General features: G+C 72.9%; 22 protein-coding genes and 1 pseudogene. 8 read left to right on the plus strand and 15 right to left on the minus strand.

What is annotated here, in order from left to right; genetic code table 11:
- Positions 1 to 86: 86 nt before the first annotated feature.
- Entirely contained in the window at positions 87 to 2,450 is a 2,364-nt protein-coding gene (locus tag MTO91_RS19680) for an FdhF/YdeP family oxidoreductase (protein ID WP_476652227.1), read from the plus strand.
- Positions 2,451 to 2,469: 19 nt separating this feature from the next.
- Here MTO91_RS19680 and MTO91_RS19685 read toward each other — a convergent pair whose 3' ends face one another.
- From MTO91_RS19685 to solA, 4 genes are read right to left on the minus strand one after another with little or no spacing between them, the layout of a single operon-like run.
- A complete protein-coding gene (locus MTO91_RS19685; RefSeq protein ID WP_073577358.1) occupies positions 2,470 to 3,156 on the minus strand; it encodes an SDR family oxidoreductase in 687 nt (228 codons plus the stop codon).
- Positions 3,153 to 3,614: a MarR family winged helix-turn-helix transcriptional regulator gene (locus MTO91_RS19690; RefSeq protein WP_476652228.1), complete on the minus strand. Its 462-nt coding sequence runs from the start codon at positions 3,612 to 3,614 to the stop codon at positions 3,153 to 3,155. Before MTO91_RS19690 ends, MTO91_RS19685 begins: the two co-directional genes overlap by 4 nt.
- A 39-nt stretch (positions 3,615 to 3,653) precedes the next feature.
- The gene (locus tag MTO91_RS19695; RefSeq protein ID WP_476652229.1) at positions 3,654 to 4,985 is read right to left on the minus strand and encodes an aromatic ring-hydroxylating oxygenase subunit alpha; all 1,332 of its coding nucleotides are present in this window, start codon (positions 4,983 to 4,985) and stop codon (positions 3,654 to 3,656) included.
- Between the two features lie 32 nt (positions 4,986 to 5,017).
- On the minus strand, positions 5,018 to 6,202 hold the full coding sequence (gene solA / locus MTO91_RS19700) for an N-methyl-L-tryptophan oxidase (RefSeq protein ID WP_476652230.1): 1,185 nt from the start codon (positions 6,200 to 6,202) through the stop codon (positions 5,018 to 5,020).
- A 107-nt stretch (positions 6,203 to 6,309) separates the two neighbouring features.
- Between solA and MTO91_RS19705 the strand changes: the two genes are divergently transcribed.
- The gene (locus MTO91_RS19705; protein WP_476652231.1) at positions 6,310 to 7,236 is read left to right on the plus strand and encodes a LysR family transcriptional regulator; all 927 of its coding nucleotides are present in this window, start codon (positions 6,310 to 6,312) and stop codon (positions 7,234 to 7,236) included.
- A gap of 364 nt (positions 7,237 to 7,600) precedes the next feature.
- Here MTO91_RS19705 and pcaD read toward each other — a convergent pair whose 3' ends face one another.
- From pcaD to MTO91_RS19730, 5 genes are all read right to left on the minus strand, one after another.
- Entirely contained in the window at positions 7,601 to 8,962 is a 1,362-nt protein-coding gene (pcaD, locus tag MTO91_RS19710) for a 3-oxoadipate enol-lactonase (RefSeq protein ID WP_476652232.1), read from the minus strand.
- Positions 8,959 to 9,786, minus strand: coding sequence for an adenylyltransferase/cytidyltransferase family protein (locus MTO91_RS19715; protein ID WP_476652233.1), 828 nt, complete (start codon positions 9,784 to 9,786; stop codon positions 8,959 to 8,961). Before MTO91_RS19715 ends, pcaD begins: the two co-directional genes overlap by 4 nt.
- Before the next feature lie 76 nt (positions 9,787 to 9,862).
- Positions 9,863 to 10,735, minus strand: coding sequence for a dioxygenase family protein (locus tag MTO91_RS19720; protein WP_476652234.1), 873 nt, complete (start codon positions 10,733 to 10,735; stop codon positions 9,863 to 9,865).
- Positions 10,732 to 12,327, minus strand: a complete 1,596-nt coding sequence (locus MTO91_RS19725) for a 4-hydroxyphenylacetate 3-hydroxylase family protein (RefSeq protein WP_476652235.1) — start codon at positions 12,325 to 12,327, stop codon at positions 10,732 to 10,734. Before MTO91_RS19725 ends, MTO91_RS19720 begins: the two co-directional genes overlap by 4 nt.
- A gap of 74 nt (positions 12,328 to 12,401) precedes the next feature.
- Positions 12,402 to 12,953, minus strand: coding sequence for a flavin reductase family protein (locus MTO91_RS19730; RefSeq protein ID WP_073577353.1), 552 nt, complete (start codon positions 12,951 to 12,953; stop codon positions 12,402 to 12,404).
- Between the two features lie 143 nt (positions 12,954 to 13,096).
- Between MTO91_RS19730 and MTO91_RS19735 the strand changes: the two genes are divergently transcribed.
- From MTO91_RS19735 to MTO91_RS19745, 3 genes are all read left to right on the plus strand, one after another.
- On the plus strand, positions 13,097 to 13,915 hold the full coding sequence (locus MTO91_RS19735; RefSeq protein WP_476652237.1) for an IclR family transcriptional regulator domain-containing protein: 819 nt from the start codon (positions 13,097 to 13,099) through the stop codon (positions 13,913 to 13,915).
- Positions 13,916 to 14,121: 206 nt separating this feature from the next.
- Complete coding sequence (locus tag MTO91_RS19740; RefSeq protein WP_476652238.1) at positions 14,122 to 15,081, plus strand: DUF3048 domain-containing protein; 960 nt, start codon at positions 14,122 to 14,124, stop codon at positions 15,079 to 15,081.
- A 265-nt stretch (positions 15,082 to 15,346) separates the two neighbouring features.
- A complete protein-coding gene (locus MTO91_RS19745) occupies positions 15,347 to 16,987 on the plus strand; it encodes an SLC13 family permease (RefSeq protein WP_350589158.1) in 1,641 nt (546 codons plus the stop codon).
- 6 nt (positions 16,988 to 16,993) lie between these two features.
- Here the strand turns inward: MTO91_RS19745 and MTO91_RS19750 are convergent, their stop codons facing one another.
- Entirely contained in the window at positions 16,994 to 17,851 is an 858-nt protein-coding gene (locus tag MTO91_RS19750; RefSeq protein WP_357439536.1) for an alpha/beta fold hydrolase, read from the minus strand.
- Between the two features lie 509 nt (positions 17,852 to 18,360).
- On the opposite strand from MTO91_RS19750, the gene MTO91_RS19755 reads away from it, so the two are divergent.
- The gene (locus tag MTO91_RS19755) at positions 18,361 to 20,517 is read left to right on the plus strand and encodes a proton-conducting transporter transmembrane domain-containing protein (protein WP_476652239.1); all 2,157 of its coding nucleotides are present in this window, start codon (positions 18,361 to 18,363) and stop codon (positions 20,515 to 20,517) included.
- Here the strand turns inward: MTO91_RS19755 and MTO91_RS19760 are convergent.
- The 4 genes from MTO91_RS19760 to MTO91_RS19775 all read right to left on the minus strand — a co-directional run bounded on the left by MTO91_RS19760 (position 20,475) and on the right by MTO91_RS19775 (position 22,415).
- On the minus strand, positions 20,475 to 21,134 hold the full coding sequence (locus MTO91_RS19760; RefSeq protein ID WP_405415796.1) for a DUF305 domain-containing protein: 660 nt from the start codon (positions 21,132 to 21,134) through the stop codon (positions 20,475 to 20,477). The genes MTO91_RS19755 and MTO91_RS19760 overlap by 43 nt on opposite strands.
- Positions 21,135 to 21,209: 75 nt before the next feature.
- Positions 21,210 to 21,635: a DUF6153 family protein gene (locus MTO91_RS19765; RefSeq protein ID WP_357439545.1), complete on the minus strand. Its 426-nt coding sequence runs from the start codon at positions 21,633 to 21,635 to the stop codon at positions 21,210 to 21,212.
- Between the two features lie 149 nt (positions 21,636 to 21,784).
- The gene (locus MTO91_RS19770; RefSeq protein WP_350589153.1) at positions 21,785 to 21,937 is read right to left on the minus strand and encodes a hypothetical protein; all 153 of its coding nucleotides are present in this window, start codon (positions 21,935 to 21,937) and stop codon (positions 21,785 to 21,787) included.
- Between the two features lie 88 nt (positions 21,938 to 22,025).
- Positions 22,026 to 22,415, minus strand: coding sequence for an HAD-IC family P-type ATPase (locus MTO91_RS19775; protein WP_343935656.1), 390 nt, complete (start codon positions 22,413 to 22,415; stop codon positions 22,026 to 22,028).
- A gap of 47 nt (positions 22,416 to 22,462) precedes the next feature.
- On the opposite strand from MTO91_RS19775, the gene MTO91_RS19780 reads away from it, so the two are divergent.
- Positions 22,463 to 22,633, plus strand: a complete 171-nt coding sequence (locus tag MTO91_RS19780) for a hypothetical protein (RefSeq protein ID WP_246352717.1) — start codon at positions 22,463 to 22,465, stop codon at positions 22,631 to 22,633.
- Positions 22,634 to 22,764: 131 nt separating this feature from the next.
- Entirely contained in the window at positions 22,765 to 23,055 is a 291-nt protein-coding gene (locus MTO91_RS19785) for a hypothetical protein (RefSeq protein ID WP_350589151.1), read from the plus strand.
- Positions 23,056 to 23,288: 233 nt separating this feature from the next.
- Here MTO91_RS19785 and MTO91_RS19790 read toward each other — a convergent pair.
- Positions 23,289 to 23,432 (minus strand): annotated as a pseudogene (locus MTO91_RS19790) (IS481 family transposase); the annotation flags it as partial.
- Positions 23,433 to 23,697: the final 265 nt, after the last annotated feature.

The following is a 23,697-nucleotide window of genomic DNA, read 5'->3' on the forward strand; positions in this document are numbered from 1 at the left end:
ATCGCTCCAGCCGGGTAGCGCGTCCACAGCGGGCGCGCCCCCGACGGGGGCGCCGCCCGACGGTCGTCGAACGCGGAGGTAGCCCCATGGACGGACACAGCGACGACTACTCGGAGGCCGACCTGGAGGTCGGCACGCCCGAGGACCACGCCGTCGGGGCGACGGCCGTCGCGGTGTCGATGAAGCGGTCGCTGGAGCGGATGGGACCGTCCCGCACCGCGCGCACGCTGCTCAAGCTGAACCAGGCCGAGGGCTTCGACTGCACCAGCTGCGCCTGGCCGGACCCCGACCCCGGGCACCGCTCGGTGGCCGAGTTCTGCGAGAACGGCGCGAAGGCGATCGCCGAGGAGGCGACGACGCGGCGCGCGACCCCGGAGTTCTTCGCCCGCCACAGCGTCGCCGAGCTCGACGAGCGGTCGGAGTACTGGCTCGGCCAGCAGGGCCGGATCACCCATCCCATGGTCCGGCGACCGGGCGGGACCCACTACGAGCCGATCGGCTGGGACGCGGCGTTCCGGCTGATCGGCGACGAGCTGAACGCCCTGGACGGCCCCGGTGAGGCCACCTTCTACACCTCCGGCCGGGCGTCCAACGAGGCCGCGTTCGTCTACCAGCTCTTCGCCAGGGCGTTCGGGACCAACAACCTGCCGGACTGCTCGAACATGTGCCACGAGTCGACCTCGATCGCCCTGCAGGAGTCGATCGGGATCGGCAAGGCCAGCGTGACGCTGCCCGACCTGCTCGAGGCGGACTTGATCGTCATCGCCGGGCAGAACCCGGGCACCAACCACCCGCGGATGCTGACCCAGCTCGAGCACGCCAAGCGCAACGGCGCCACGATCCTCACGATCAACCCGCTGCGCGAGGCCGGGCTGATGCGGTTCAAGAACCCGCAGACCCCCCAGGGGGTGCTCGGACGCGGCACCGACATCTCCGACCTGCACCTGCCGGTCCGGGTCAACGGCGATCTGGCGCTGTTCCAGGCCATCGGCTCACTGCTCGTCGAGTGGGACGCCCTGGACCACGAGTTCCTCGACCGGCACACCAGCGGCTTCGACGCCTGGCGCGACCACGTCGCCTCGATCGATCGCGACGCCGTCACCCGGTCCACCGGGCTGTCCTGGGCCGACATCACCCGGGCCGCGGCCCTGTTGCGGGACTCGCGCAAGACCGTCTTCTGCTGGGCGATGGGTCTGACCCAGCACCGCAACGGCGTCGCGACGATCAAGGAGGTCGTCAACGTCGCCCTGGCCCAGGGCAACATCGGCCGTCCGGGCGCCGGGCTCTTCCCGGTCCGCGGCCACTCCAACGTCCAGGGCGACCGGACGATGGGCATCTGGGAGCGCGTCCCGGACTCCTTCCTCGACGCCCTGCAGGCCGAGTTCGCGTTCGACCCGCCCCGTGAGCACGGCCTGGACACCGTCGACAGCATCCGGGCCATGCGTGACCGGAAGGTCAAGGTCTTCGTCGGCCTCGGCGGCAACTTCCTGCAGGCCGCACCGGACACCGACGTCACGACCGCGGCGCTGACCGGCACCCGGCTGACCGTGCAGATCTCGACGAAGATCAACCGGTCGCACCTGCACGGCGGCCGGACCGCGCTGATCCTGCCCACCCTGGGCCGGACCGAGCGCGACGTCCAGGAGTCCGGACCGCAGTTCGTCTCGGTCGAGGACTCCACGTGCTCCGTGCACTCGTCCCGCGGCCCGCTGCCGCCGGCGAGCCCGCACCTGCGCTCCGAGGTCGCGATCATCACCGGGATCGCCGAGGCCACCCTGGGCGACCGGTACGGCATCGACTGGGCGGCGATGCGCGGGGACTACCGCCGCATCCGCGACCACATCTCCCGCGTCGTGACCGGCTGCGAGAGCTACGAGGTGAACGTCCGTCGCCCCGGTGGGTTCGTGCTGCCGCACCCGCCGCGGGACTCGCGGACCTTCGAGACCGGGTCCGGGCGCGGCGAGTTCGCGGTGTCGCCGATCGAGGTGCTCGAGGTGCCCGACGGGCACCTGCTGCTCCAGACCCTGCGCAGCCACGACCAGTTCAACACCACCATCTACGGCCTGTCGGACCGCTACCGCGGCATCGAGGGTGGGCGCCGGGTCGTGTTCTGCCACCGCGAGGACATCGCGGCGCTCGGGTACTCCGAGGGCGACCACGTGGACCTGATCACGCGCTGGGAGGGCGACGAGCACGTGCGCTGCGCGTCCGACTTCCGCCTGGTGGCCTACGACGTCCCGCGGGGTACCGCGGCGGCGTACTACCCGGAGACGAACCCGCTGGTCCCGCTCGACGCCACCGCGCTGAAGAGCAACCAGCCGGCGTCGAAGTCGGTGGTGGTCCGGCTCGGCGTGGCCGGGAGCGAGGAGTGCGACCCGCGGGGCGCCCAGGGAGCGGTCGGCGACGACGACGGCCACAAGTCCCGGCCGGAGGTGTCGCACCTGTCCTGACCGTGAGGCGTGCCGGGGCTCACCAGGGGACGACCGCTCCGGTGTGGTCGAGGAACTGCAGGCCGCCGTCGTGCGCGTGGCCCACCAGGACCTCGGCCACCCCGCGCGCGCTCTCCGCGACGGTCAGCCGGGCCCCGGGGCCGCCCAGCTCGGTCTGCACCCACCCCGGGTGCAGGAGCAGCAGGGTGCGCGGGTCCTGCGCCGTCCGGGCGGCGTAGCTGCGCATGAGCTGGTTGAGCGCGGACTTGCTCGCCCGGTAGACCTCGTGCCCGCCCCGGGTGTTGAACCCGATGCTGCCCTGCCGCGACGACATGACCCCGATCGTGCCGGTGGGCGGGACCAGCGGGGCGAGCCCCTCGACGACCCGCATCGGGCTCAGCGCGTTGGTCACCATGACCTCGACGAACACCTCGGTGGGCACCTGGGCGGCCGGCACGTCGGCGTCGGTGATGCCGGCGTTGACGAACAGCAGGTCGATCCGGCGGTCGCCGAGCCGCTCGCGCAGCGCGTCGATCTGCCCGGTGTCGGTGATGTCGAGGTGCTCGACGGTCACCCGCCCGGTCCGGTCGGCGAGTGCCGCGAGGGCCTCCGGGGTCTCACCACGCACGGTGGCGACGACGTCGAACCCCCGCTCGGCGAGTTCGCCCGCCAGGGCGAGCCCCAGTGAGCGCGAGGCCCCGACGACGAGTGCGGTGCGGTCGGTCATGTCTGCTCCTGGGTGTCGGTGCGGGGGTCGCCGGCGAGCCCGTTCTCGATCCGGCGCAGCAGGACGACGGCCGCGTCGATCCCCGCGGGGTCGTCGGCGACCCCGTCGAGCAGCTCGCTCCAGATGCGACGCAGCTCGCGCAGGTTCTGCTCGGCGCGGTCGGTCGGGTACAGCCGGACCCGGCGCGCGTCGTCGGGGTCGGACACGCGCCGCACCAGGCCCTTGGACTCGAGGTTGCGCAGCGCCCGGCTGGTGTTGCTGGAGATCAGCCGGGTCGCCCGGGCGACGGCACCGGCGGTGATGCCCGACTCCCGGTCGACCACGCGCATCACCGCGCTCTCCAGCGGGGTCCAGCTCTGCCCGGCGAACGCGGGCTCCTTCGACGCGTGGATGAGCCTTCCGACCGCGAGGATGCGGTCGGCCAGCTCGAACAGCCGGGTCTCCTGGTCGTCGTCCACGCCGTCACGGTACACCCAATAGCTGTCACACGACAGGTATCAGACGACAGTGTTCGGGTCGGGGAACATCCGCACGGCGGTGACGTCGTCGCCGGCCGGGACCCGGTCGAGGCCGACCATCCGGTCGACGACCATGTTCTGGAAGCGGTGGACGGGCTCCTCGAAGCGGAAGCACATCCGGCCGCCGCGGAAGGCCGGGTCCACCAGGCCCTGCTGGACCCGCTCGACGATCTCCAGGTCCTGGCGGTTGACCAGGTCCCAGAACGCCTCGAGCTGGTCGAGCCCCGCGCGGCCGTCCTCGTCGTCGACGAACTCGGGGTGGGTGAGCAGCACCGCGGTCTCCTCCGTCCGGCCGGCCGCCACCGGGCGGTTGAGCAGCACGAAGGCGTGGTTGGGCAGGACCACCAGCGCGCAGCTGGGGAACAGCCAGACGAAGCGGCCGCTGTCCGCGTCGCCGGGGCCGAGCGTGCTCAGCGGCGCCGGGCCGTCCCAGCCGCCGGCCTCGGTGTTGCGCGACACCGGGGTGGTGCACATGCCCGTGTACATGCCGGGGCCCTGCCAGCGGTAGTGGTCGGAGAACCGCGAGACCCGGTTGAGCTCGGGGTGCACCCAGGGCAGGTGGTAGTACTCCATGAAGTTCTCGCCGACGAGCTTGTAGTTGGCCGCGACGTCGTAGCGGCGGCGACGGCGGGGCGACCAGGCCTCCAGCTGGTGGCCGGCGAACCGGGCGGGCAGGTCGCCGAGCTGCTCGCGCAGCGGGCCCGGGTCGCGGCCGAGGTGGACGAACAGCAGGAACCCCCAGCTGTCGACGGCGACGGGGAGCAGCGCCTGGTCGGCGCGGTCGAAGCCGGTGGCGACCGAGGTGTCGAACACGGGCTCCTGCCCGGCCGGGACGTCGGAGCCCTCGAACAGCGGGGTGCCCAGGCACGCGCCGTCGGTGTCGTAGGTCCAGCTGTGGTACGGGCAGCGGATGCGGCCGCGCCTGCCGACCTCGCGGGCCCCGGCGTCGAGCAGCCGGGTGGCGCGGTGGCGGCAGACGTTGTGGAAGGCGCGCAGCTCGCCGTGCCGGTTGCGGGTGACGATCACCGACCGCCCGGCGACCTCGACGACGACGCAGGCGCCGTGCCGGTCGACGTCGGCGGTGAGGCCGACCGCGACCCAGCCGGTCGCGAACACCCGCTCCCGTTCGAGGGCGAAGAACTCCGGTGAGGTGTAGGCGTCGGGCAGCAGGGTCGACGCCTGGTCCACGGGGAGGCGGGTGTGCCGGTAGGTGGCCTCGTCGCCGAACGTGGCGGGGTCGACCGGCCGGGCGGGCAGGGCGTCGTGGGGGGCGGGCGCCGGGCCCGGGGTGACCGGGAGGTCGATGCTCACGGGGGTCTCCTCTCGTCGCGGGACGGACGGGCTCAGGTGTGGAAGCTGCGCGGAAAGGCGGGGTCGGTCAGCGCGGGCCGGGTGACGGAGAAGGCGTCGACCGGATGCGCCGGCTCCTTCCCGAGAGCGAGGTCGGTGAGCAGCCCACCGATCAGCGCGGCGAACTTGTACGCGTGCCCCGCCCCGATGGCGACGACGACCTGCGGGGTGCCGGGCAGGGTGTCGAGGACGAAGTCCTGGTCCGGCGGGACGGTGTAGAGACAGGTCCTCGAGTACAGCTCCGGACCGCGGAACCGCGGCAGGTGCCGGGCGAGGAAGGCGTCGTAGCGCTCGCGGCGGACCGGGTCGGGGTCGAACGAGCGGCCGTCGGCGGTGGTCTCCTCGCCGCCCATGTGCTGGCCGAGCTTGGTCGCGACCTCGCCGTACACCGGGAAGCCGTAGAAGTTGTGCTCGCCGTGCCACATGAACACCGGGAACCGGCCGGGCGAGAACTCGGCCAGATGCGGGGTCGCGTAGTAGGTGACCTGCTCGCGCAGCACGGTCAGCGGCAGCCGCAGCCCGACCCCGGCGAGCAGCTGGTTGGTCCAGGCGTCGGCGGCCAGTACGACGCGGTCGGCGTGCAGGGTGCCCCCGTCGGTGACGACCGCGACCCCGCCGCCGTCGGCCCGGATCGACCGGACCGGGGTGTGCGGTCGGACCTCGGCGCCGTGCGCCCGGGCCAGCGCGACGTGCACCGCGTTCGCCCGCGCGGCGTCGACGATGCCGGAGTCCTCCTGGTACAGGGCCTGCTCGCCACCGGAGGTCCGGAACTGGGGCCAGCGCCCCGTGAGGGCGTCGGCGTCGAGCAGCTCGTACGCGACGCCGTGGCGGTCGAACAGCGCGGTGTATCCCTCGATGTTCCGGGTGCCGGTCGCGGTGCCCGCCCGGGCGACCCGGTCCTCGATCACCAGCCCGCCGGTGCGGGTGACGAGCCGCTGGCCGGACTCCTCCTCGACGGCGGCCCAGGCCCGGTAGGCGGGTGCGGCCAGGGCGGCGTAGGCGTCCTGGTGCTGGGCGAGCCGGATGATCCGGGAGTGGTCCTGGGACGCGCCCCGGTGATGGCCGAGCGCGAACTGCTCCAGACCCAGGACCCCCGGACCGAGCTCGGTGGCGAGCCGGTGCAGCGCGGCCGAGCCGAGCCCCCCGAGGCCGATGACGATCGCGCGGTACGCACCCATCCGTCGTGCTCCTGCCGTTGCGCGGTGTGCTGACGACGACAGGGTGGGCGCCGGAAACCGTTCAGGTCCATCGCAGAATCGGACCCGGAATCTTGTACGTTCTGCGAATGATCGATCGGAGGCTGCGGGTGCTGACCGCGATCGCCCGGCACGGGACGGTGACCGCGGCGGCCGAGGTGTGCCGGATGACGCCGTCGGCGGCGTCGCACCAGATGCAGGCGCTGTCCCGCGAGCTCGGGGTGACGCTGCTCGAACCCGACGGACGACGCGTGCGCCTGACCGCCGCGGCGCGGACCCTGCTGACGCACGGCGAGACCCTGCGGGCGCAGTGGGAACGGGCGCAGGCCGACCTCGCGGCCCACCGCGACGGCGACACCGGCGGGGCGCTGCGGTTCTGCGGGTTCTCCACCGCGGCGGCGGCCGTCGTGCCGGAGGTGCTGGGACGGCTGCGCACCGCCCACCCCGGGTGGGAGCTGCAGCTGCGGGAGTGCGAGCCGGCGCGGGCGTTCGACCTGCTCGCCGCGGGTGACACCGACATCGTGGTGGTCGTCGCGACGTCGAGCCTCCCGCCGGTGACCGACCCGGCGTTCGACCAGCGGACCCTGTTCGACGAGCCGCTGGACCTGCTGGTCGGCCCGGACCACCCGCTGGTCGGGCGCGCGGACGTGGCGCTGGCCGACACGGCCGCGGAGCGGTGGATCTGCAGCAATCCGGGACGGGCCTACCACCAGCTCGTGACGATGGCCTGCGCCGGCGCGGGGTTCGCGCCCGACATCGCCCACCACGCCGACGAGTGGGACACCGGCGCCGCGCTCGTCTCCCGCGGGTTCGGCGTCGCGCTGGTCCCCCGCCTGGCCGACGTCCCAGCCCGTCACGAGACCCGGCGGATCCGGATCGGCACGCCGCCGGTGCCGATCCGCCGGGTGGTCGCCGCGGTCCGCGCCGGTGCGCGGCACCGGCCCGCGGTGGCCGCCGGGCTGGCGACCCTGGACGAGGTGTGCCGCGAGCTGGCCGACCGGCTCGCCGCGGCCTGACCCCGGACAGCGACAACGCCGGTCACGGCGGACCCGGACCGCTGATGCGGGACGGGATCCGCCTCGAGGTCAGCCACCTCCACGTCGCCGGGGAGATCACCGTCGCCGAGCTGCGCGCGACCTCGGTGACCCTCGACGGGGCGCCGTTCGACAACGGCTACCGCCGGGCCCGCCGGTTCGATCGGCCCGGCCCGGCGCCCGGATCGTGGAGGTCCGCGCTTACCTCGACAGCGCCATGGTCGCCTGGACCGTCGACCGCAACGAACCGCTGCGGGCGGGCTGAGCAGCGGGAGGGGCGGCGTGGCGGGCACGGACCGCCGTCGGCTCCCGGCCGTGCCGCTCCGGCGACCGGACCCGCCCACGATCAGGAGTGGCTCGCGCGCCGACCTCCTCGGGCCTCTCCTCCGCCCGGTGTCGGGGCGGCGCCGCCGCGCGGGCCGGCGGCGAAGCTCCGCACCAGTCCGGTGACCCGCTCGGCCGCCTCCACGTTGGTGAGGTGCGCGGCCCCGTCGATGACGACGTAGCGCCCGTCCGCCACCCCGTGGGCGACGATCTTCGCCAGCTCCGGCGGTGTGGCCGGGTCGGCGCCACCGGCGATCACGAGTGTCGGGACGGTGATCTCCGGCAGCCGTCGCCGGACGTCGAAGGCGCCGATCGCCTCGCAGCATCCGGCGTAGCCCTCCGGGTCGGTCGCCCCGAGCATCCGCAGCAGGCGGACGGCCTCCTCGTTGCGGGTGCGCACGAAGTCGTGGGTGAACCAGACCCCGGCCCGGCTCGTGATCATCGCGGCCGTCCCCTTCGCCCGGACCTCCTGCGCACGCGCTGGCCAGCTGGAGGGTTCGGCGAACCGTGCGGCCGAGGCGATCACCGTGAGGGTCTCGAGACGGCCGGGGTGGTCGAGGGCGATCTGCTGGCCGATGGCGCCGCCGATCGAGACCCCCGCGTAGTGGGCGCGGCCGATGTCGAGCCGGTCGAGCAGCGCGACGACGTCGCGCGCGAGGCCTGCCATCGTGTACGGCCCGGCGGGTGCCGGGCTCGCACCGTGCCCGGGCAGGTCGTAGCGCACGATGCGGAACTCGTCGGCCAGCGCGTCGACCTGCTCGTCGAACAGGTGCAGGTCGGTGCCCAGCGACGGTCCGAGCACGAGGACGGGGGCACCCTCGCGGCCGTCGATCCGGTGCGCGAGGTCGATCGGGGCGTGGACGAACTCGACCTCCGGTTCGGGCGCGCCCGTCCGGAAGGTCGCGGCGGCGTCCTCGACGCTGAACACGCCCTTCTCCCAGCCGTCGGCGAGCGGCGCGAAGTAGTCGAACGAGATACGTTTGCGCCGGTAGCGCCACTCACCGTCGAGGCGCACGACGCGGTCGTCGTAGCGACCGGCGGCCACGTGCGGCACCCCGTCGCGGACGCAGGGCTGCCACAGCAGCGAGTGGACACGCGCCGCCGCGGGCTCGCCGTCGACGGCGTCGTCGTCCAGCTCGACCTCCAGGTTGGACACGTGGTGCCAGAACGAGGTGAGCCCCTCACGGGCCAGGCCGGCGAAGAACCGGCGCAGACCGACCGGGCCCCGTGCGTGGCGGAGGCCGACGAACTCGCCGTCGTCGGTGAACAGCGAGACCAGGGTGTCCCAGTCGCCGTCGTCGAGGGCCCGGCAGTAGCGCGCGTCGAGGGCCCGGATCTCCTCGATGGCCTCCAGCCGGGCGAGGCGCTGCTCCGCGGTGGTCATCGGAGCGCGCCGCCGTCCCCGGCGAAGACGACCGAGACCGGACCGTCCGGTGACGGCAGGTCCCCCGCGGCCGCGACGATCCGCACCCGCCCGTCGGGCAGCACCTCGACGTCGGCCGTCCTGCCGTCGACGAGGCCGCGGTAGCGGCCGGGCGGTGGGAGCGCCGTCCCGGGCTCGGGACGGACGACGTCACCGCGGCGGGCGCCGTCGACCCGGTGCGGGCGGCCGAGGGCCCGCGCCGCGGCGTCGAGCCGGCCCGACCGGATGCACCGCCGGGCGTGGGTGGACGAGCACGGGGTGTCGACCACGCGCACCAGCGGCACCACGTGGGTGGTGAAGCCGAACCCCGTCCCCAGGGTCGCCAGCGTGGTGACGTCGCCGGCCGCGCGGGCGCCGAAGGTGAAGTTCGCGCCGACGACGACCGCCGCGGCCCCCAGCCCGCGGGCCAGGACGTCGCGGGCGAACTCGTCCGGGGTCCGGGCGGCCAGCCCGGCGGTGAAGCGCAGGACGCAGACCGCGTCGACACCGGCGGCGGCCGCGAGCTCGGCGCGGTGGTCCACGGTGGTCAGGACGGCGGTGTCGCGGTCGACCCCGAGCACGCGGGCCGGATGCGGGTCGAAGGTGAGCAGCACGACCGGGAGCCCCCGCTCCCGCCCGACGGCCCGGGCGTGGTCGATGAGGCGGCGGTGGCCACGGTGGACGCCGTCGAAGACACCGACGGTCACCACGCAGGGGCCGAAGGAGTCGGGCACGGCGTCGACGCCCCACCACAGCGGGACGACGGGCCGGCTCGGGGTGCGGTCGGGTGCCTGGGCGGCGGTCATGACCGGGACCTCCACGTCACGGTTGCGCCGACGGGTGGGGCGGGCCCCGTGCCGGGGCCCACCCCACCCGTTCGGACTACTCGGGTTCGAGGACGAAGTCGTGGTCCGAGCGGACCTCGTCGCCGTCGCCGGTGGGCTGCGGGTCGAGTACCAGCTCCGGCTTGGTCGCCGAGGCGACGTCGGAGTCCAGGTACGGGTCACCGGTGAAGAACAGCTGGGTGGTGACCGTGCGGTGCCCGGGGGCGGAGACCAGCAGGTGCAGGTGGGCCGGTCTCCACGGGCTCCATCCCGCGGTCGTGGTGAGCTTCCCGGTCGGGCCGTCCAGCGGGATCGTGTACGGGGCGGGCCTGCGGGTGTGGATCTCGAACCGGCCCTGCTCGTCGCAGGCGACGACGCCGCGCAGGTTCCCGGCCGGGGGCTTCTCCGCGAAGCCGGAGTACCAGCCCTCGTCGTCGGTGTGCCAGATGTCGACCGTCGCCCCGGGCAGCGGCGTGCCGTCGGTGCCGGTCACACGGCCGGCGAGGACGAGCGGGGTGCCGGGCTCGTCCGCGCGCATCGGCAGGGTCGCCGGGGACTGCAGCCGGACCTGGCCGTCGAGCCAGAACGGGCCGAGGATGGTGCCGGTCGAGCCCTGCTGGGACTCGGCGGCCACCCGCTCGACCTCGAACTCGAGGTAGACGTCGAGGAACAGCGGCCACTCGCCGGTGTCGGAGACCTCGATGAGCCAGCGCTTGAACGCGTCGAACTCGGAGTAGGTCACCTTGTGGTCGCGGATCGCCGCCCGGATCCCCTCCAGCGCGGCGCCCACGACGGCGGCGACGCGGTCGGCGTCGGCGCCGGTCCCGGGCGTCTCCCGCGTGCTGGACAGACCGAGGCGCGCGGACTCGGTGGCGTTGGCCCCGGCGAGCTCGGCGCCCGACGGTGCGGTGCCCTGGTCGGTGGTGGTCATGACCCGTCCCCCTCCGCGACCCTGCGGCCGAACAGCCGCACGTCGTCGTTGTTGATCAGGTCGGGCACGGTCCAGCCGTTGAGGTCGTACTCGTCGAGGCACTGCTCGGCGAAGCCCTTCATCGCCGACGCGGTGCCCGACGCCTCGGCGGCGAACAGGAGCTCGGCGCGCACGCCCTCGTGGTTGCCGGAGTAGTTGCGCTCGTAGAGCTCGTGGCGCCCGCCGAACTCCGAGCCGATCGAGTCCCAGATCAGCTTCATGAGCTTGACCCGGTCGACGGCCTCGTAGCCGTTCGAGCCGCGGACGTACTTGTCCAGGTAGGGCCGGACCTCCGGGGAGAGGAAGTCCGCGGAGTGGCTGGGCAGGTAGATCAGCGAGGCGCCCAGGTCCTGCATGATGATCTCCTTGACCCGCGGGTAGCCCAGGGTCATGAACCAGCGGTAGGCCAGGCCGTAGTCGAGTTTGGGCAGCTTCGCCCCGCCCACCCACTCGTCGGGGTTGGCGCACATCGCATCCGACAGCGCCCAGAACATGTTGCGCCAGGCGATGACCTCGCCGACCCGGGTCTGCACGCCGCGGAAGTCCTTCGAGCCGGTGACCTCCAGGCCCTTCATCAGCAGGCCGGCGATGAAGTCGAGCTTGACCGCGAGCCGGGTGACGCCGTGGAAGGTGAAGCGGTGCAGGAAGCCGGACCCGGGGAAGAACGTCGACGCCTTCTCCGCGTCGCCGTAGATGAACACGTTCTCCCAGGGGATGAGCACCTTGTCGAGGATGAAGATCGTGTCGTTCTCATCCATCCGCGAGGAGAGCGGATAGTCGAACGGGGTGCCCATCATCGAGGCCTGCTGGGCGTAGGACGGGCGACAGATCAGCTTCATCCCGGGCGCGCCCATCGGCACGGTGCAGACCAGGGAGTACTCGCGCTTCTTGATCGGCAGGCCGTAGTGGGCGAGGAAGTTGAAGTGGGTGATCGCCGAGCCGGTGGCGACGACCTTGGCCCCGGAGACGACGACGCCGTTGTCGTTCTCCTCCTCGACGTGCATGAACACGTCGGAGACCTCGTCCGGCGGGCGGTGCCGGTCGACCGGCGGGTTGATGATCGCGTGGTTCCAGTAGAGGACCTTCTCCTGCGACTCCTCGTACCAGCGCCGGGCGTTGGCGGCGTAGGGGTCGTAGAACTCGGAGTTCGCGCCCAGGGTGCCGAGGAACGCGGCCTTGTAGTCGGGGCTGCGCCCCATGAAGCCGTAGGTCATCCGGGCCCACTCGGCGATCGCCTCGCGGTCCTTCCTGAGGTCCTCGACCGAGTGCGGGGTCCGGAAGAACGGGTGGGTGACCCCGGAGCTGCCGGTGTCGGTGGGGACGGTCAGCTTCTCCGACCGGGTCGGGTCGTGCAGCGCGTCGTAGAGCCGCGCGGTCATCCGCACGGCGTTGCGGAACGCCGGGTGCGTGGTCACGTCGGCGACCTTCTCGCCGTAGAGGTAGACCTCGCGGTCGTCCTTGAGACTTTCGATGTACTCGTCGCCGGTCATCGGCCGGGTGACGCGGCCGTCGGCGTCGGTGGGGGTGGCGACCGAATCCTGCTGCAGGGTCATCATCGACTCCTTTGTCGTTCGGGCTCGGGGGGGCGAGCCGTGCGTGCGCACGGCGTCATGGACGGGGGGGGTGGTCAGCGGGCCGCGGCCGGGGTGATCCAGCTCTGCCCCGCGGGGCCGTCGGCCGAGTCGCCCCACAGGACCGGCTCGTGGTCGTCCCCGAGGTGGTGGAACCGGCCGGTGTGGAACAGGAGCGGGGCTCCGTCGTGGATCAGGAACTCCTGGACCTCGCCCAGATAGAGAACGTGATCACCGCCGTCGTAGGCCTGCCAGGGGGTGCAGGAGATGTGCGCCAGGGCGCCGTCGAGCCGCGGCGCACCGCACGCGCTGTCGGGCAGCCACGCGACGTCCTGGTTCGGCCGGCCCGCGAAGTGCAGCGCCAGCTCCTTCTGCCCCGACGCGAGGACGTTCACGGTGAACGGCCGCCGCTCCTGTTCGACCAGGGCGCACAAGCGCGACCGCCGGTCCAGCGACACCAGCACCAGCGGCGGGTCGAGCGACACTGCGGTGAAGGCGTTCACCGTCGCGCCGTGCGGCGTGCCGTCGGCCCCCTGGCAGGTGATGACGGTGACGCCGGTGGCGAAGTGCCCGAGGCACCGGCGCAGCTCTCGCGGGTCGATCGCCATCGATCGCTCCTCCCTGTACGCTCTGCGTACACACTGCCCGCTTTGCGTTCACGACCACTGTGTCGAGTGGGTTCGAGCTGGTCAACGCCCCTGCGGCGCCCGCACGGACCGGGTCACGATCAATTGAGAGGAATCCCGTCCCAATGACCGACGTGGCCGACGGTGCCGGTGCTCGGGACCGCATCCAGAGCATCGAGCGGGGTTTCGCCGTGCTGCTCGCCTTCGACGCCGACCGGCCCCGGCCGACCAGCTCGGACGTGGCGGCGGCGACCGGCCTGTCCCGGCCCGCCGTCCGGCGGATCCTGCTGACCCTGGAGCACCTCGGCTACGTCGAGCAGGCGCACGGCCACTGGCGGCTGACGCCGCGCGTGCTGTCGGTCGGACAGCGGTACATCGCGACGCACTCGATCGTCGACGCCGCCCGCCCCTACCTGACGCAGCTGGCCGAGCAGACCGACGAGTCCGCCTCGCTGACCGTGCTGGACGGCACGGACGCCGTCTACGTCGCCCGGGTGCCGGTACGCCGGATCCTGCAGGTCGACGTCTCCCCCGGCACCCGGGTCCCGGCCACGGCGACCGCGATGGGGCGGGTCCTGCTGGCCTGGGCCGGGGAACCGACCATCGCCCGGGTGCTCGCCGCGCCCCCCCCGGCCTGCACCCCGCGGACCGTCACCGATCCAAAGGCGTTGCGCGGGATCCTCCGGGAGGTGCATACCCGGGGCTGGGCGTTGGCCGTCGGCGAGCTCGACCCGGACCTCATGGCCGTGGCGGTCCCGGTGCGGGACCACACGGGAGCGGTCGTCGCGGCGCTGGCGTCCGCGACCAGCGTCGGCCGGTGCTCACCGGAGAGGCTGGTCGAGACCGTCCTGCCGCACGTACTGGCCACGGCCGAACGCCTGAGCCGGAGCCTCGGACGGCCCTCGCGCGCCCGGTTCGGCGCCACCCGCGACGGGTTCTACTGACCGCGGGTCAGTCGTGCGCGACGAACAGAGTGGCTCCGCCGTCGGCGGAGCTCTCCAGGTCGGCGGCCGCCGCCCGGCCCTCCGGTGACGCCACCAGGTCGTATGCCATGGCCGGGTCCGCCGTGGTCGCGGTCCAGCGGGTCCGTGTGGTTCGCGCCCTGGCGTGCGACCGGCCGTGGCGCGACGTGGCGGAGTACGGTGCGCCGGTGCGTGGGAACCCGGCGGTGAGGGCCCTCGTCGGACTGGTGCTGGTGGGCGCCGTCGGATGCGCTCCGTCCGTGCCGGTACCGCCACCGGCGACCGCTCCGGCGCCGCTCCTGTCCCCGCTGACCGGGCTGCCCTCCGAGCCCGGAGCGAGAGTGTTCGCCGTGAAGGTCGACAACACCGCGGAGGCGCGCCCGTGGGACGGCGTCGAGTTCGCCGACGTCGTCTACGTCGAGCCGGTCGAGGGCGGCCTCACCCGGCTGCTCGCGGTGTTCGCCTCGCAGCTGCCGGGCTCGGTGGGGCCGGTGCGCAGTGCCCGGGAGACCGACATGGGCGTGCTCGGCGCCTACGGCCGCCCGGCCCTCGTCTTCTCCGGCGCCGCACCGCCGGTCATGGACGAGATCGTCGCCGCGCCGCTGGTCCCGGCCGTGCCCCGCGAGTTCCCGGCGGCGTTCCGGCGTGACGACCGGCGGCCGGCGCCGGTGAACGTCTACGTGGACCTGGCGGACCTCCGCGGCCGGGTGCCGGAGGCGGGACCGGTCCAGGACATCGGCCTGCGCTTCGGGCCCGCGCCGGACGGGGGTGCCCCCGCCCCGGAGCGCACCGTCCGGGTGGGTTCCACCGCCGTCACCGTCACCTGGAGCGCACCCGACGACGCCTGGACGATCGCAACCGGCGAGGAGATCGCCGTCGCCGGTCCGGACCGGCGGCCGGTGCGGGCGGACACGGTGGTCGTGCAACGGGTGGGGGTCGTCGAGTCCTCGGTCCGGGACAGCGCCGGCTCGGCCTCCCCGATCGCGCTCACCGTCGGCGCGGGCGATGTCGAGGTCCTGCGTGACGGCCGTTCGTTCCCCGCCCGGTGGTCCCGCCCCGCCGTGGGCGACCCCACCCGTCTGACCGCGCCCGACGGCCGTGAGGTGCCCCTGCACCCGGGGCGGACCTGGGTACTGCTCGTCGCGTAGGCGGTCCGGTCGGGCATGGTGCGGCCCCGTTCCGCGGTCGCAGGGCGCAGGTGCCGTGACGGCATCGTCGATCGCAGGGATTCCCGATGGACGCCGCCCGGGTGACCCGCGTCGTGGCCGTCCCGACGTACCACGCCGTCGAGCCCGTGCCGTTCCTCCGTTCGCTCGGTCATGCGTTCGAACGAGAACAAACGACCCGAATGGGGATAATTCGGGTACGGTCCGCGACGCAGCACAGCGGCCGTACGACACAGGGGTTCCGACGATGACGACGAACGACAGCGGTCCCGAGCCCGGCACGGCCACGGCGGATCCTCAGGCTCCGGGAGCGGCGACCGCCGCCGACGGCAGAACCCCGCGGGCGACGTGGTCGCTGCGTCTGCTCGGCGTGGCGCTCGCCCTGCTGACGTGGCTGCTGCTCGGGGCGGCGCAGGAACTGCCCCCCGAGGCGCGGATGGTCGCGGCAATCGGTGTCCTGATGGCGACGTGGTGGGTCACCGAGGCCATCCCGCTGTCGGCGACCGCGCTGCTGCCGGTGGTGCTGTTCCCCGCGTTCGGGGTGGTGTCGGTGGCCGACACGACCGCCCGCTACGGCGACCCGATCGTCTTCCTGTTCCTGGGCGGGTTCCTCATCGCGATCGCCATGCAGAAGTGGCACCTGCACCGGCGGATCGCGCTGCTGACGCTGCGGGCGGTGGGCACGACACCGACCCGGATCGTGCTCGGCATGATGGTGGCGACGGCGTTCCTGTCGATGTGGGTGTCCAACACCGCGACCACACTGATGATGCTGCCGATCGCGCTGTCGGTCCTGGCGCTGGTCGCCGAGCGTGCCGGGGGCGGCGGCGGCGAGGTCCGTCGCGGCGCCCCGCTCAGTGAGACCATCCGCGACCCGGCTGTGCGCTCGTTCGGCATCGGGCTGATCCTCTCCGTGGCGTGGGCCTCGTCGATCGGCGGACTCGGAACGCTGCTGGGCAGCCCGCCGAACGCCATCGTCGCCGGCTACGTACAGGACGAGCTCGACCGCGACATCAGCTTCGTCGGCTGGATGCAGCTCGGGGTCCCGATCGTCGTGGTGTTCGTGACCGTCGCGTGGCTGCTGATCACCCGGGTGCTGTTCCGGACCACACTGACCGAGATCCCCGGCGGCCGGGAGATGATCGACGACCAGCTCCGGGAGATGGGCCCGGCCAGTACGGCCGAGAAGCGCGTACTCGCGGTGTTCGCCTCCGCGGCGTTCCTGTGGATCGTGCCGGGCCTGCTCACCGAGTTCGACGCCGTGGACGCCGCGCTGCCGTGGCTGGGCGGGCTGAACGACACCGCGATCGCGATCGCCGCGGGTGTCGCGCTGTTCTTCCTGCCCTCCGCGACCATCCCGCCCGACGAGGCCGCGACCGGCCGCCGCGGCGGGTACCGGATGTTGCTGGCCTGGCCCGACGCCCAGGCGGGACTGCCCTGGGGCGTGCTGCTGCTGTTCGGGGGCGGGCTCGCCCTGGCCGGGGCGGTCGCCTCCAGTGGGCTCGACGAGTTCATCGGCACCAGCGTCGCCGGCCTCGGTGTACTTCCGGTCCTGCTGCTGGTGGCGGCGGTGGTGACGATCGTGCTGTTCCTGACCGAGGTCACCAGCAACACCGCGACGGCGGCGACGTTCATCCCGGTGCTCGGCGGGGTCGCGATCGGCATCGGCGCCGACTCGATGACGCTGCTCATCCCGGCGGCGCTGGCCGCGACGTGCGCGTTCATGCTGCCGGTCGGCACCCCGCCCAACGCCATCGTCTTCGGGTCCGGTGTGGTCACCATCGGCCAGATGGCCCGCGGTGGTCTGCTGCTCAACGTGGTCGGGGTCGTGCTGATCACCGGGTTCGCGTTCCTGCTCGGCGGATGGGCGCTGGGCCTGCAGTTCTGAGCCGTCTCACCCCGACCCGGGGCCGGCCGGCGCGGTGATCCCGCGACGGACGGCGTCGGGGTGGGAGTGGGCGAGCAGGTGCCCCGCGTCGGCGACGAACTCGACGCGGGCCCCGAGCAGCATCCGGGCGGGGCGGGTCAGCTCCTCCGCCGGGAAGATCGGGTCGCGACGGCCGGCCAGGACGACGCACGGGATGTCGCGCCAGGCGGTGAGGACCGCGTTGGGTAGGGGTGCCGGCGCGAGCGAGCTGCGGGTGTGCTCGGGGACCAGCGTCATCCACTCGACGAGGTGGCGCCGGTCGGGCAGCGGTGCACCGCCGGAGAGGAAGGACAGCACCCGCTCGGTGCGGGCCTCGGTGGGATGCCACAGCCAGGGCAGGGCCGGGCGCAGACTCGCGGTGACCCGGGCGGGCACCAGACCGGCCGGGGCGACGAGGACGAGCCCGGCGACCGCCGGGCCGGGCCCGGCGCAGAGCGCGATAGCGGCGCCGAGGGACTCGCCGACGATCGTCGCCGGCTCGGTCCCGACCGCGGCCAGCACCTCGTCGATCCAGGCGCGATATCGGCCGACGAGATCGTCGGCGGGCCTCTCGCCGTGGCTGAGTCCGGGCTGCCCGGGGACGTCCACTGCCGTGACCCGGTGGTCGGCGGCCAGAGCCCGCACGACGTACGCCGATGCAGCGGCGCCGAGGGTCGTACCGGGCAGGAGCACCACGGCCGGCCCGGAACCGACGGTCGTGAGGTGGGTCGGCCCCAAGGGGGTGTCGATCCACCGGCAACGCGCGTCGGGCAGAAGGCGGCTGATCTGCAGGTTGCTCCAGTCGCGCAGCAGGGTACGGCCGGGTTCGGAGCGGTAGATGTCCATCGCGGGGCTGCCCTTCGTCGAGCGTGCGTGCTCTGCTCGCCGACCAGGCTTCCCGGCACACCGAGGCCACCGTAGGCACGTCGAGGCGCGTGAGCGAACGAGGGGTCCGTAAAGATCGCGCAAAGACGCTGCGCACGGATCGTCGTCGCAATTGTTTCGTCATGCGGCGACAACGGTGGCGTGGATCGCATCCGCCCAGCGCGACGACAGCCGCAAGAATCGCGTAGTCTTTGGGCGTGATTACTCGATGCGCCTTCCGAGCCCTGCAGTGGCTCGTGCCGCATCCGGGCACCGATGGTCATCCCTCGTCGTGGGGAGCCATCCTCGCCGGCGTCGCTCCCGACGCCTGAGCTCGCGACTCCGCACCGACAGGCGGCATGTCGCCGCGAACTGACCGCATGCGCAGCATCGCGGTGCGCGGGTTGCAATGTTTCGACACGTCGGCGATTCCCATTCCGGGTTCCGCCTGATACTTGTGCCCGAAATTCGCGCGAGGAGCTCTTTCCCCGATGTCGTTGTTCTGTGTTCTGGCGGCCCTGTGGCTGCTCGTTCCCGCGGTCGCAGTACTCGCGAACCGGGTCGGGGCGCGCGGCGGATGGCTCGCCGTCGTGGTGCTGACGGCCCTGACCGCCGTCGTCGCCACCGGCGGACCCGGCACGCGCACCGAGGCGGTGCCGTGGATCCCCTCGCTGGAGATCGCGCTGCGGCTGCGTGTGGACGGGCTCGGCTGGCTGTTCGCCCTGCTCGTCCTCGGAGTCGGCACGGTGGTACTGGCGTACTCGACCTCCTATGTCACCGAGGAGCGGGCGGGCGGCTTCTTCGCGCTGATGACCGCGTTCGCCGCGGCGATGCTGACCCTGGTCCTCGCCGACGACCTGGTCGTGCTGTTCGTGGCGTGGGAGGTCACCACCCTCTGCTCCTATCTGCTGATCCTGCGGGTGGGACCTGCGGGGCGAGCGCCGGCGGCACGCACGTTGCTGGTGACCGTCGCCGGCGGCCTGGCGCTGCTGGGTGCGGTGTGCGCGATCGTGGTGCGGACCGGGACCACGCAGCTGTCGGCCGCGCTCGCCGACCCGGCCTGGACGCTGGATCCGGTGTTCGCCGGTGCCGTCGCCGTCCTGGTCGCCGTGGCCGCGATGACCAAGGCGGCGCAGTTCCCGTTCCACTCGTGGCTGCCCGACGCCATGGTCGCCCCGGCCCCGGTCAGCGCCTACCTGCACGCGGCGGCGATGGTCAAGGCCGGCATCTACCTCCTGATGCGCTTCGCCGGCGCGGCGTCGGCGTCGCCGCTGTGGCCATGGCTGCTGGTCACGGTCGGCGTGGTGACGGCGCTGCTGGGCGGCGTGTTCGCGTTGCAGCGCAGCGATCTCAAGGAGATGCTCGCCTACTCCACGATCAGCCAGCTCGGTCTGCTCGTGGCCGTCATCGGCGTCGGGACCACGACCGCGCTGCTGGCCGCGAGCGCCCGAGTCGTCACGCACGCCCTGTTCAAGTCCGCCGGCTTCATGACCGTGGGGCTGGTGGAGCGCCGCGCCGGGACCCGCGACCTGCGTGAGTTGCGCGGCCTGTTCCGGTCGATGCCCTGGACCGCCACGATGATCGCCCTGATCGCCCTGATCGCCCTGAGCATGGCCGGCGTACCGGTGACGCTGGGCTTCGTCTCCAAGGAGTACGTCCTCGACGCCGCCCTGTCCGGAGACGGGGGCCCGGCACTGCTCGCCGCCGTCGGGCTCGGCGCCGCCGCGGTGCTGACCGTCGCCTACAGCGCACGGATGGTGTTCTCCGTGTTGTTCGGGTCGACGACCGCGCTCGGTCCTCCCGGCGGTGCACGGACGATGGCCGGGACGGTCACCGTCACCGCGCTCGCCGGTGCCCTGCTCGGGCCGGCGGTCTGGCTGCTCGACGGCGCGCTGCGGTCCTCGGCGGCCGCGGCTCTCGGGGTGGCCCCGGCGGCGGTCCCGGCCGTCTCCGTGTGGCACGGCGTCACCCCGGCGCTGGTGGTCTCGGCGATCGCCATCGCCCTGGGGACCGTGGTGGCCGTCGCTCACCGGTGGGTGGACCGGGCACTGGACCGGGCGCTGTTCCCGGTCACCGGCGTCGCGGTCGTGGAGCGGCTGCGCAGCGGTGTCGTCGGCCTGGGCCGGGCCACCGGCCGCCCCTACCGTGGTGACGCCCCTGCCCGGCACCTGCTCATCCCCCTCCTGCATGTGTACGCGACTCGTCAACCCACACGCTCACCGAGGCCGTCGAGCTGCCCGCTCCCGGAACGACACACCCGCAGCGGCGACGAACACCTACGGCTGCTCGCGAAACAGGACGCCGGATGCAGGTTCTTCATCACCCAGGTCGTCTACGACGTAGAACGCGGCCAAGAACGTTGTCTCCGATCTGGACTCGGGCGAGCAGGCAGCGCAGGAAGGCACGGCCGGGTCCAGACCTGGCGGCCGCGACCATTGCGGACAGTGGATCTCGGGCAGCGGGCCGACGCGCACTCTTCACCATCGGAGGGCCTCCGCCGTCGACACGGGTGGGGGATATACCGATTCACGGCCCGTCCCCCACCCGTATCGGTCAGGGTGAGTGCGGCTCGTGGTCGCCGTCGTCGCCCGTGGACGGCGGACGGTCAGCCGAGCAGCTGGCGCATCCGGCCGATCTCGGCCTGCTGAGCGTCGACGATCTGCTGGGCCAGTGCCTTCGCCTCGGCATTGGCTCCGGCGGCGAGTTCGGTCTGGGCCATCTGCACCGCACCCTCGTGGTGGGCGATCATCATCTCGAGGAACATGCGGTCGAAGTCGGCGCCGTCGGCGTGCTCGAGCCGGCGCATCTGGTCAGGCGTCATCATCCCGGCCATACCGCCGTGATCCATCCCGCCCTGGCCCGTTCCGCCATGGTCCATCCCGGACATGCCGCCCTGGTCCATCCCGGGCATACCACCGGATGCGGGAGCGCCCCAGGTGGTGAGGAAGGCCTGCATCTGCGCGATCTCCGGGCCTTGGGCCTGCTCGATCTCGGTGGCGAGACGGCGGACGTCGTCACTGCCGGCACGGTCGGCGGCCAGCTTCGACATCTCCACCGCCTGCTGGTGGTGCGGGATCATGCCCTGGGCGAAGGCGATGTCGGCCTGGTTGTGCTCGGCCGAGATCGCCGCGCCCGGAGCAGCGGAGCTGGTCGGGGCGGGGGCCGTGGGCGCGGCGCTGCCGGTGGGCTCTGCGCCGCCGCAGGCCGACAGCACGAGGGCAGCGGTCAGTGTCGTGGCCGCAGTGGCCACGTTGGTGATCTTCATGGGTGGTTCTGGCTCTCCGTGTCGAGTACGGGTGATCGGGGCCGGGATCCGGCGCTCTTCCGCGCCGGGGGCCGATCAGGTCCGCAACACGCAGAGCTGAGCGAGTCGTCTGGGAACGGGCGGCGGCCGCTGCGCGGGTCGGCTGCGGGGGCGCCGACGGGCCGCGGTGATCGCTACCGGGAGCGTCAGACGTCCGAGGAACAGCCACGCCGCGAGCAGGGCGAGCCCGGTGGCAGCCAACACGGCCAGGCACAGGTGCAGTGCGTGGGTGGCGTCGTGCTCGCCGTGGTCGGCCGGCATCGGAGGTTCGACTGCCACCGTTGCCGGTGGCGCGGATGCCTCGACGGCACGATGGTCGCTGTGCCCCGGCGCTGTCGCCGCCACCCCGTGCCCGGTGTCTGCCGTGGGGGGCGGGGCGACGAGTGCGTGCATCCCGATCAGGCCGAGCAGGACAGGCAGGACCAGCAGCACCAGCTGTAGCCCTTCTCGCCTGTTGCCCATGTCGGTCACGGTACCGGGGTGATCGCCCGGCCCGCGCGCGCTGCCGCTACAGCCGGCCTGCCGTAGACGGCGGGCACGACCGGATCGGATCCACATCCGTCCCGCCATGCCCTCGCCCCGCCGGCCACGTCGGTCGATTGCCTTTGGGGTCAGACCGCTGCACGGGCACCGCACTCGGTGGTGTCGGCACCGGCGAGTCGTGCCGTGCTGCGCGCAGGCGTCAGGTCGAGACGGCGAAGAAGCTGAGCGTCGAGGGCGACGACGACGGTCGAGACCGACATCAGGATCGCGCCGACGCTCATCGGCAGGACGAACCCGACGGGAGCGAGGACCCGGCCGCCAGCGGGACAGAGGCCAGATTGTAGCCGGCCGCCCACCACAAATTCTGCTTCATCTTCCGGTAGGTCGCGCGCGACAGGTCGTCACCGACAGCACCGACCTCGGGTCGGACCAGGCGAGGATGACACCGGCGGAACCGATCGCGACATCGGTCCCGGCCCCGATCGCGATACCCCCGTCGCCCTGAGCCAGGGCAGGAGCGTCGGTGACGCCGTCCCCGGCCATCGCGACCCGACGACCCTGGCTCTGCAGTTCGGCCACCGTGGCGGCCTTGTCCTCAGGCCGGACTCCGGCGAAGACCCGGTCGATGCCGAGGTCGGCAGCGACGGTGTCAGCCACTGCCCTGGCGTCCCCGGTGATCATGACCGCCTGCGTGCCGACGGCGTGCAGGGCCTCGCCCGCCTTCCGGGACGCTGGCCTGATCTCGTCTTCCCGTCGCAGCGCGCGATGACCTCACCGTCGACGAGGGCGTGCAGGACGATCGCCCCTTGGCGGCACCACTGGTCCGCGACCGCGAACTCGGCGGCGCCGTGCTGGTCGAGCAGGTGAGGTCCGCCGACCTGGATCAGCGTGCCGTCCGCGGTGGCCTCGACCCCGACCGCGACCGCGGGGGACGAGGAGAACTCACGCGCCGGCTGCACCGGGCCGGACAGCGCTGAACCGGGTGGCGACGTCCACTGACGTTGTCCCCGGGGTGACGGTCCTCGTTGGCTCCAGCGGCGGAGGTGCTCGTGGTGCCGGGTGACGAGCCCCGCCTTGCCGTTGTGAGGGGGTGGCCTGATCTTGACGGTTGTTCGACGACAACCTCGTCGAGATGGGGTCCGCGGCCGCGTGCGGACACTGCGGCGAGGTCCTGGGCGACCCCGCCGACGGCCCGCTGGCACTCGCGGTCTACGACGGCGCTCCCACGGACGCCGGCCCGCAGATCATCGCGACCGCTGGCGACTACGTCGACGCGCCGGTGGTCTTCCTGCATTACAGCTGCCCATCCTGCTGGACCGCTTTGTCCTCCGCGGTGGTTCCCGCCGACCACCCGGACGCCGCCACCACCCTCGGACGACTGACGGTCACCGCCGGGTAGCACGAGTCGGGGGTGGGCAAGCGACACGCTCGCCCACCCCCGGCCTCATCCCCCACCCCAGGGCGCCGACCACGCGGTGCTCCCGACCAAGGAGAACAACACATGCCACTCGACTTCGCCGGACGCGTCGCCGTCGTCACCGGCGCGGGCGGAGGCCTCGGCCGTGCCCACGCCCTCGCCGCCCGCGGCGCACGCGTCGTGGTCAACGACATCAGCGGCACGGTGAACGGCCAGCCGCCGCCCTCAGGGATGCTGTCAAGCTTCTTGGCGTCGACGTGGAGCAGATCCCCGGGGTCCGGGTGTTGGTAGCGGCGTACGGCCTCGCCGGTGACCCGGTCGACGTGGGCCAGGCGGTGCAGCCTGCAGCGGGTCAGGATGAACACACCCCGGCGGGCGCCGATCGACTGACCCCGATCGAGTTCGAGACACTGCTCGACACCGCCCACGCGGCCTGACCCACCTATCGACACGCGTCAACTGAACTCTGGGCAGTCCCACGCGTGTTACCGACAGCGTCGACCTGCAGGTTCGCCGACCAGTCGACGGGCGTCGAGAAACGACCCATTCTCGACACGTTGTGTTGCCGCCGACGGCTGGAAAGTGCGGGGATCGCTTCGGTTCAGCTTCTCCGAGCCAGGCATT

The sequence above is a fragment of the Pseudonocardia sp. 2-7 genome (assembly GCF_056341085.1).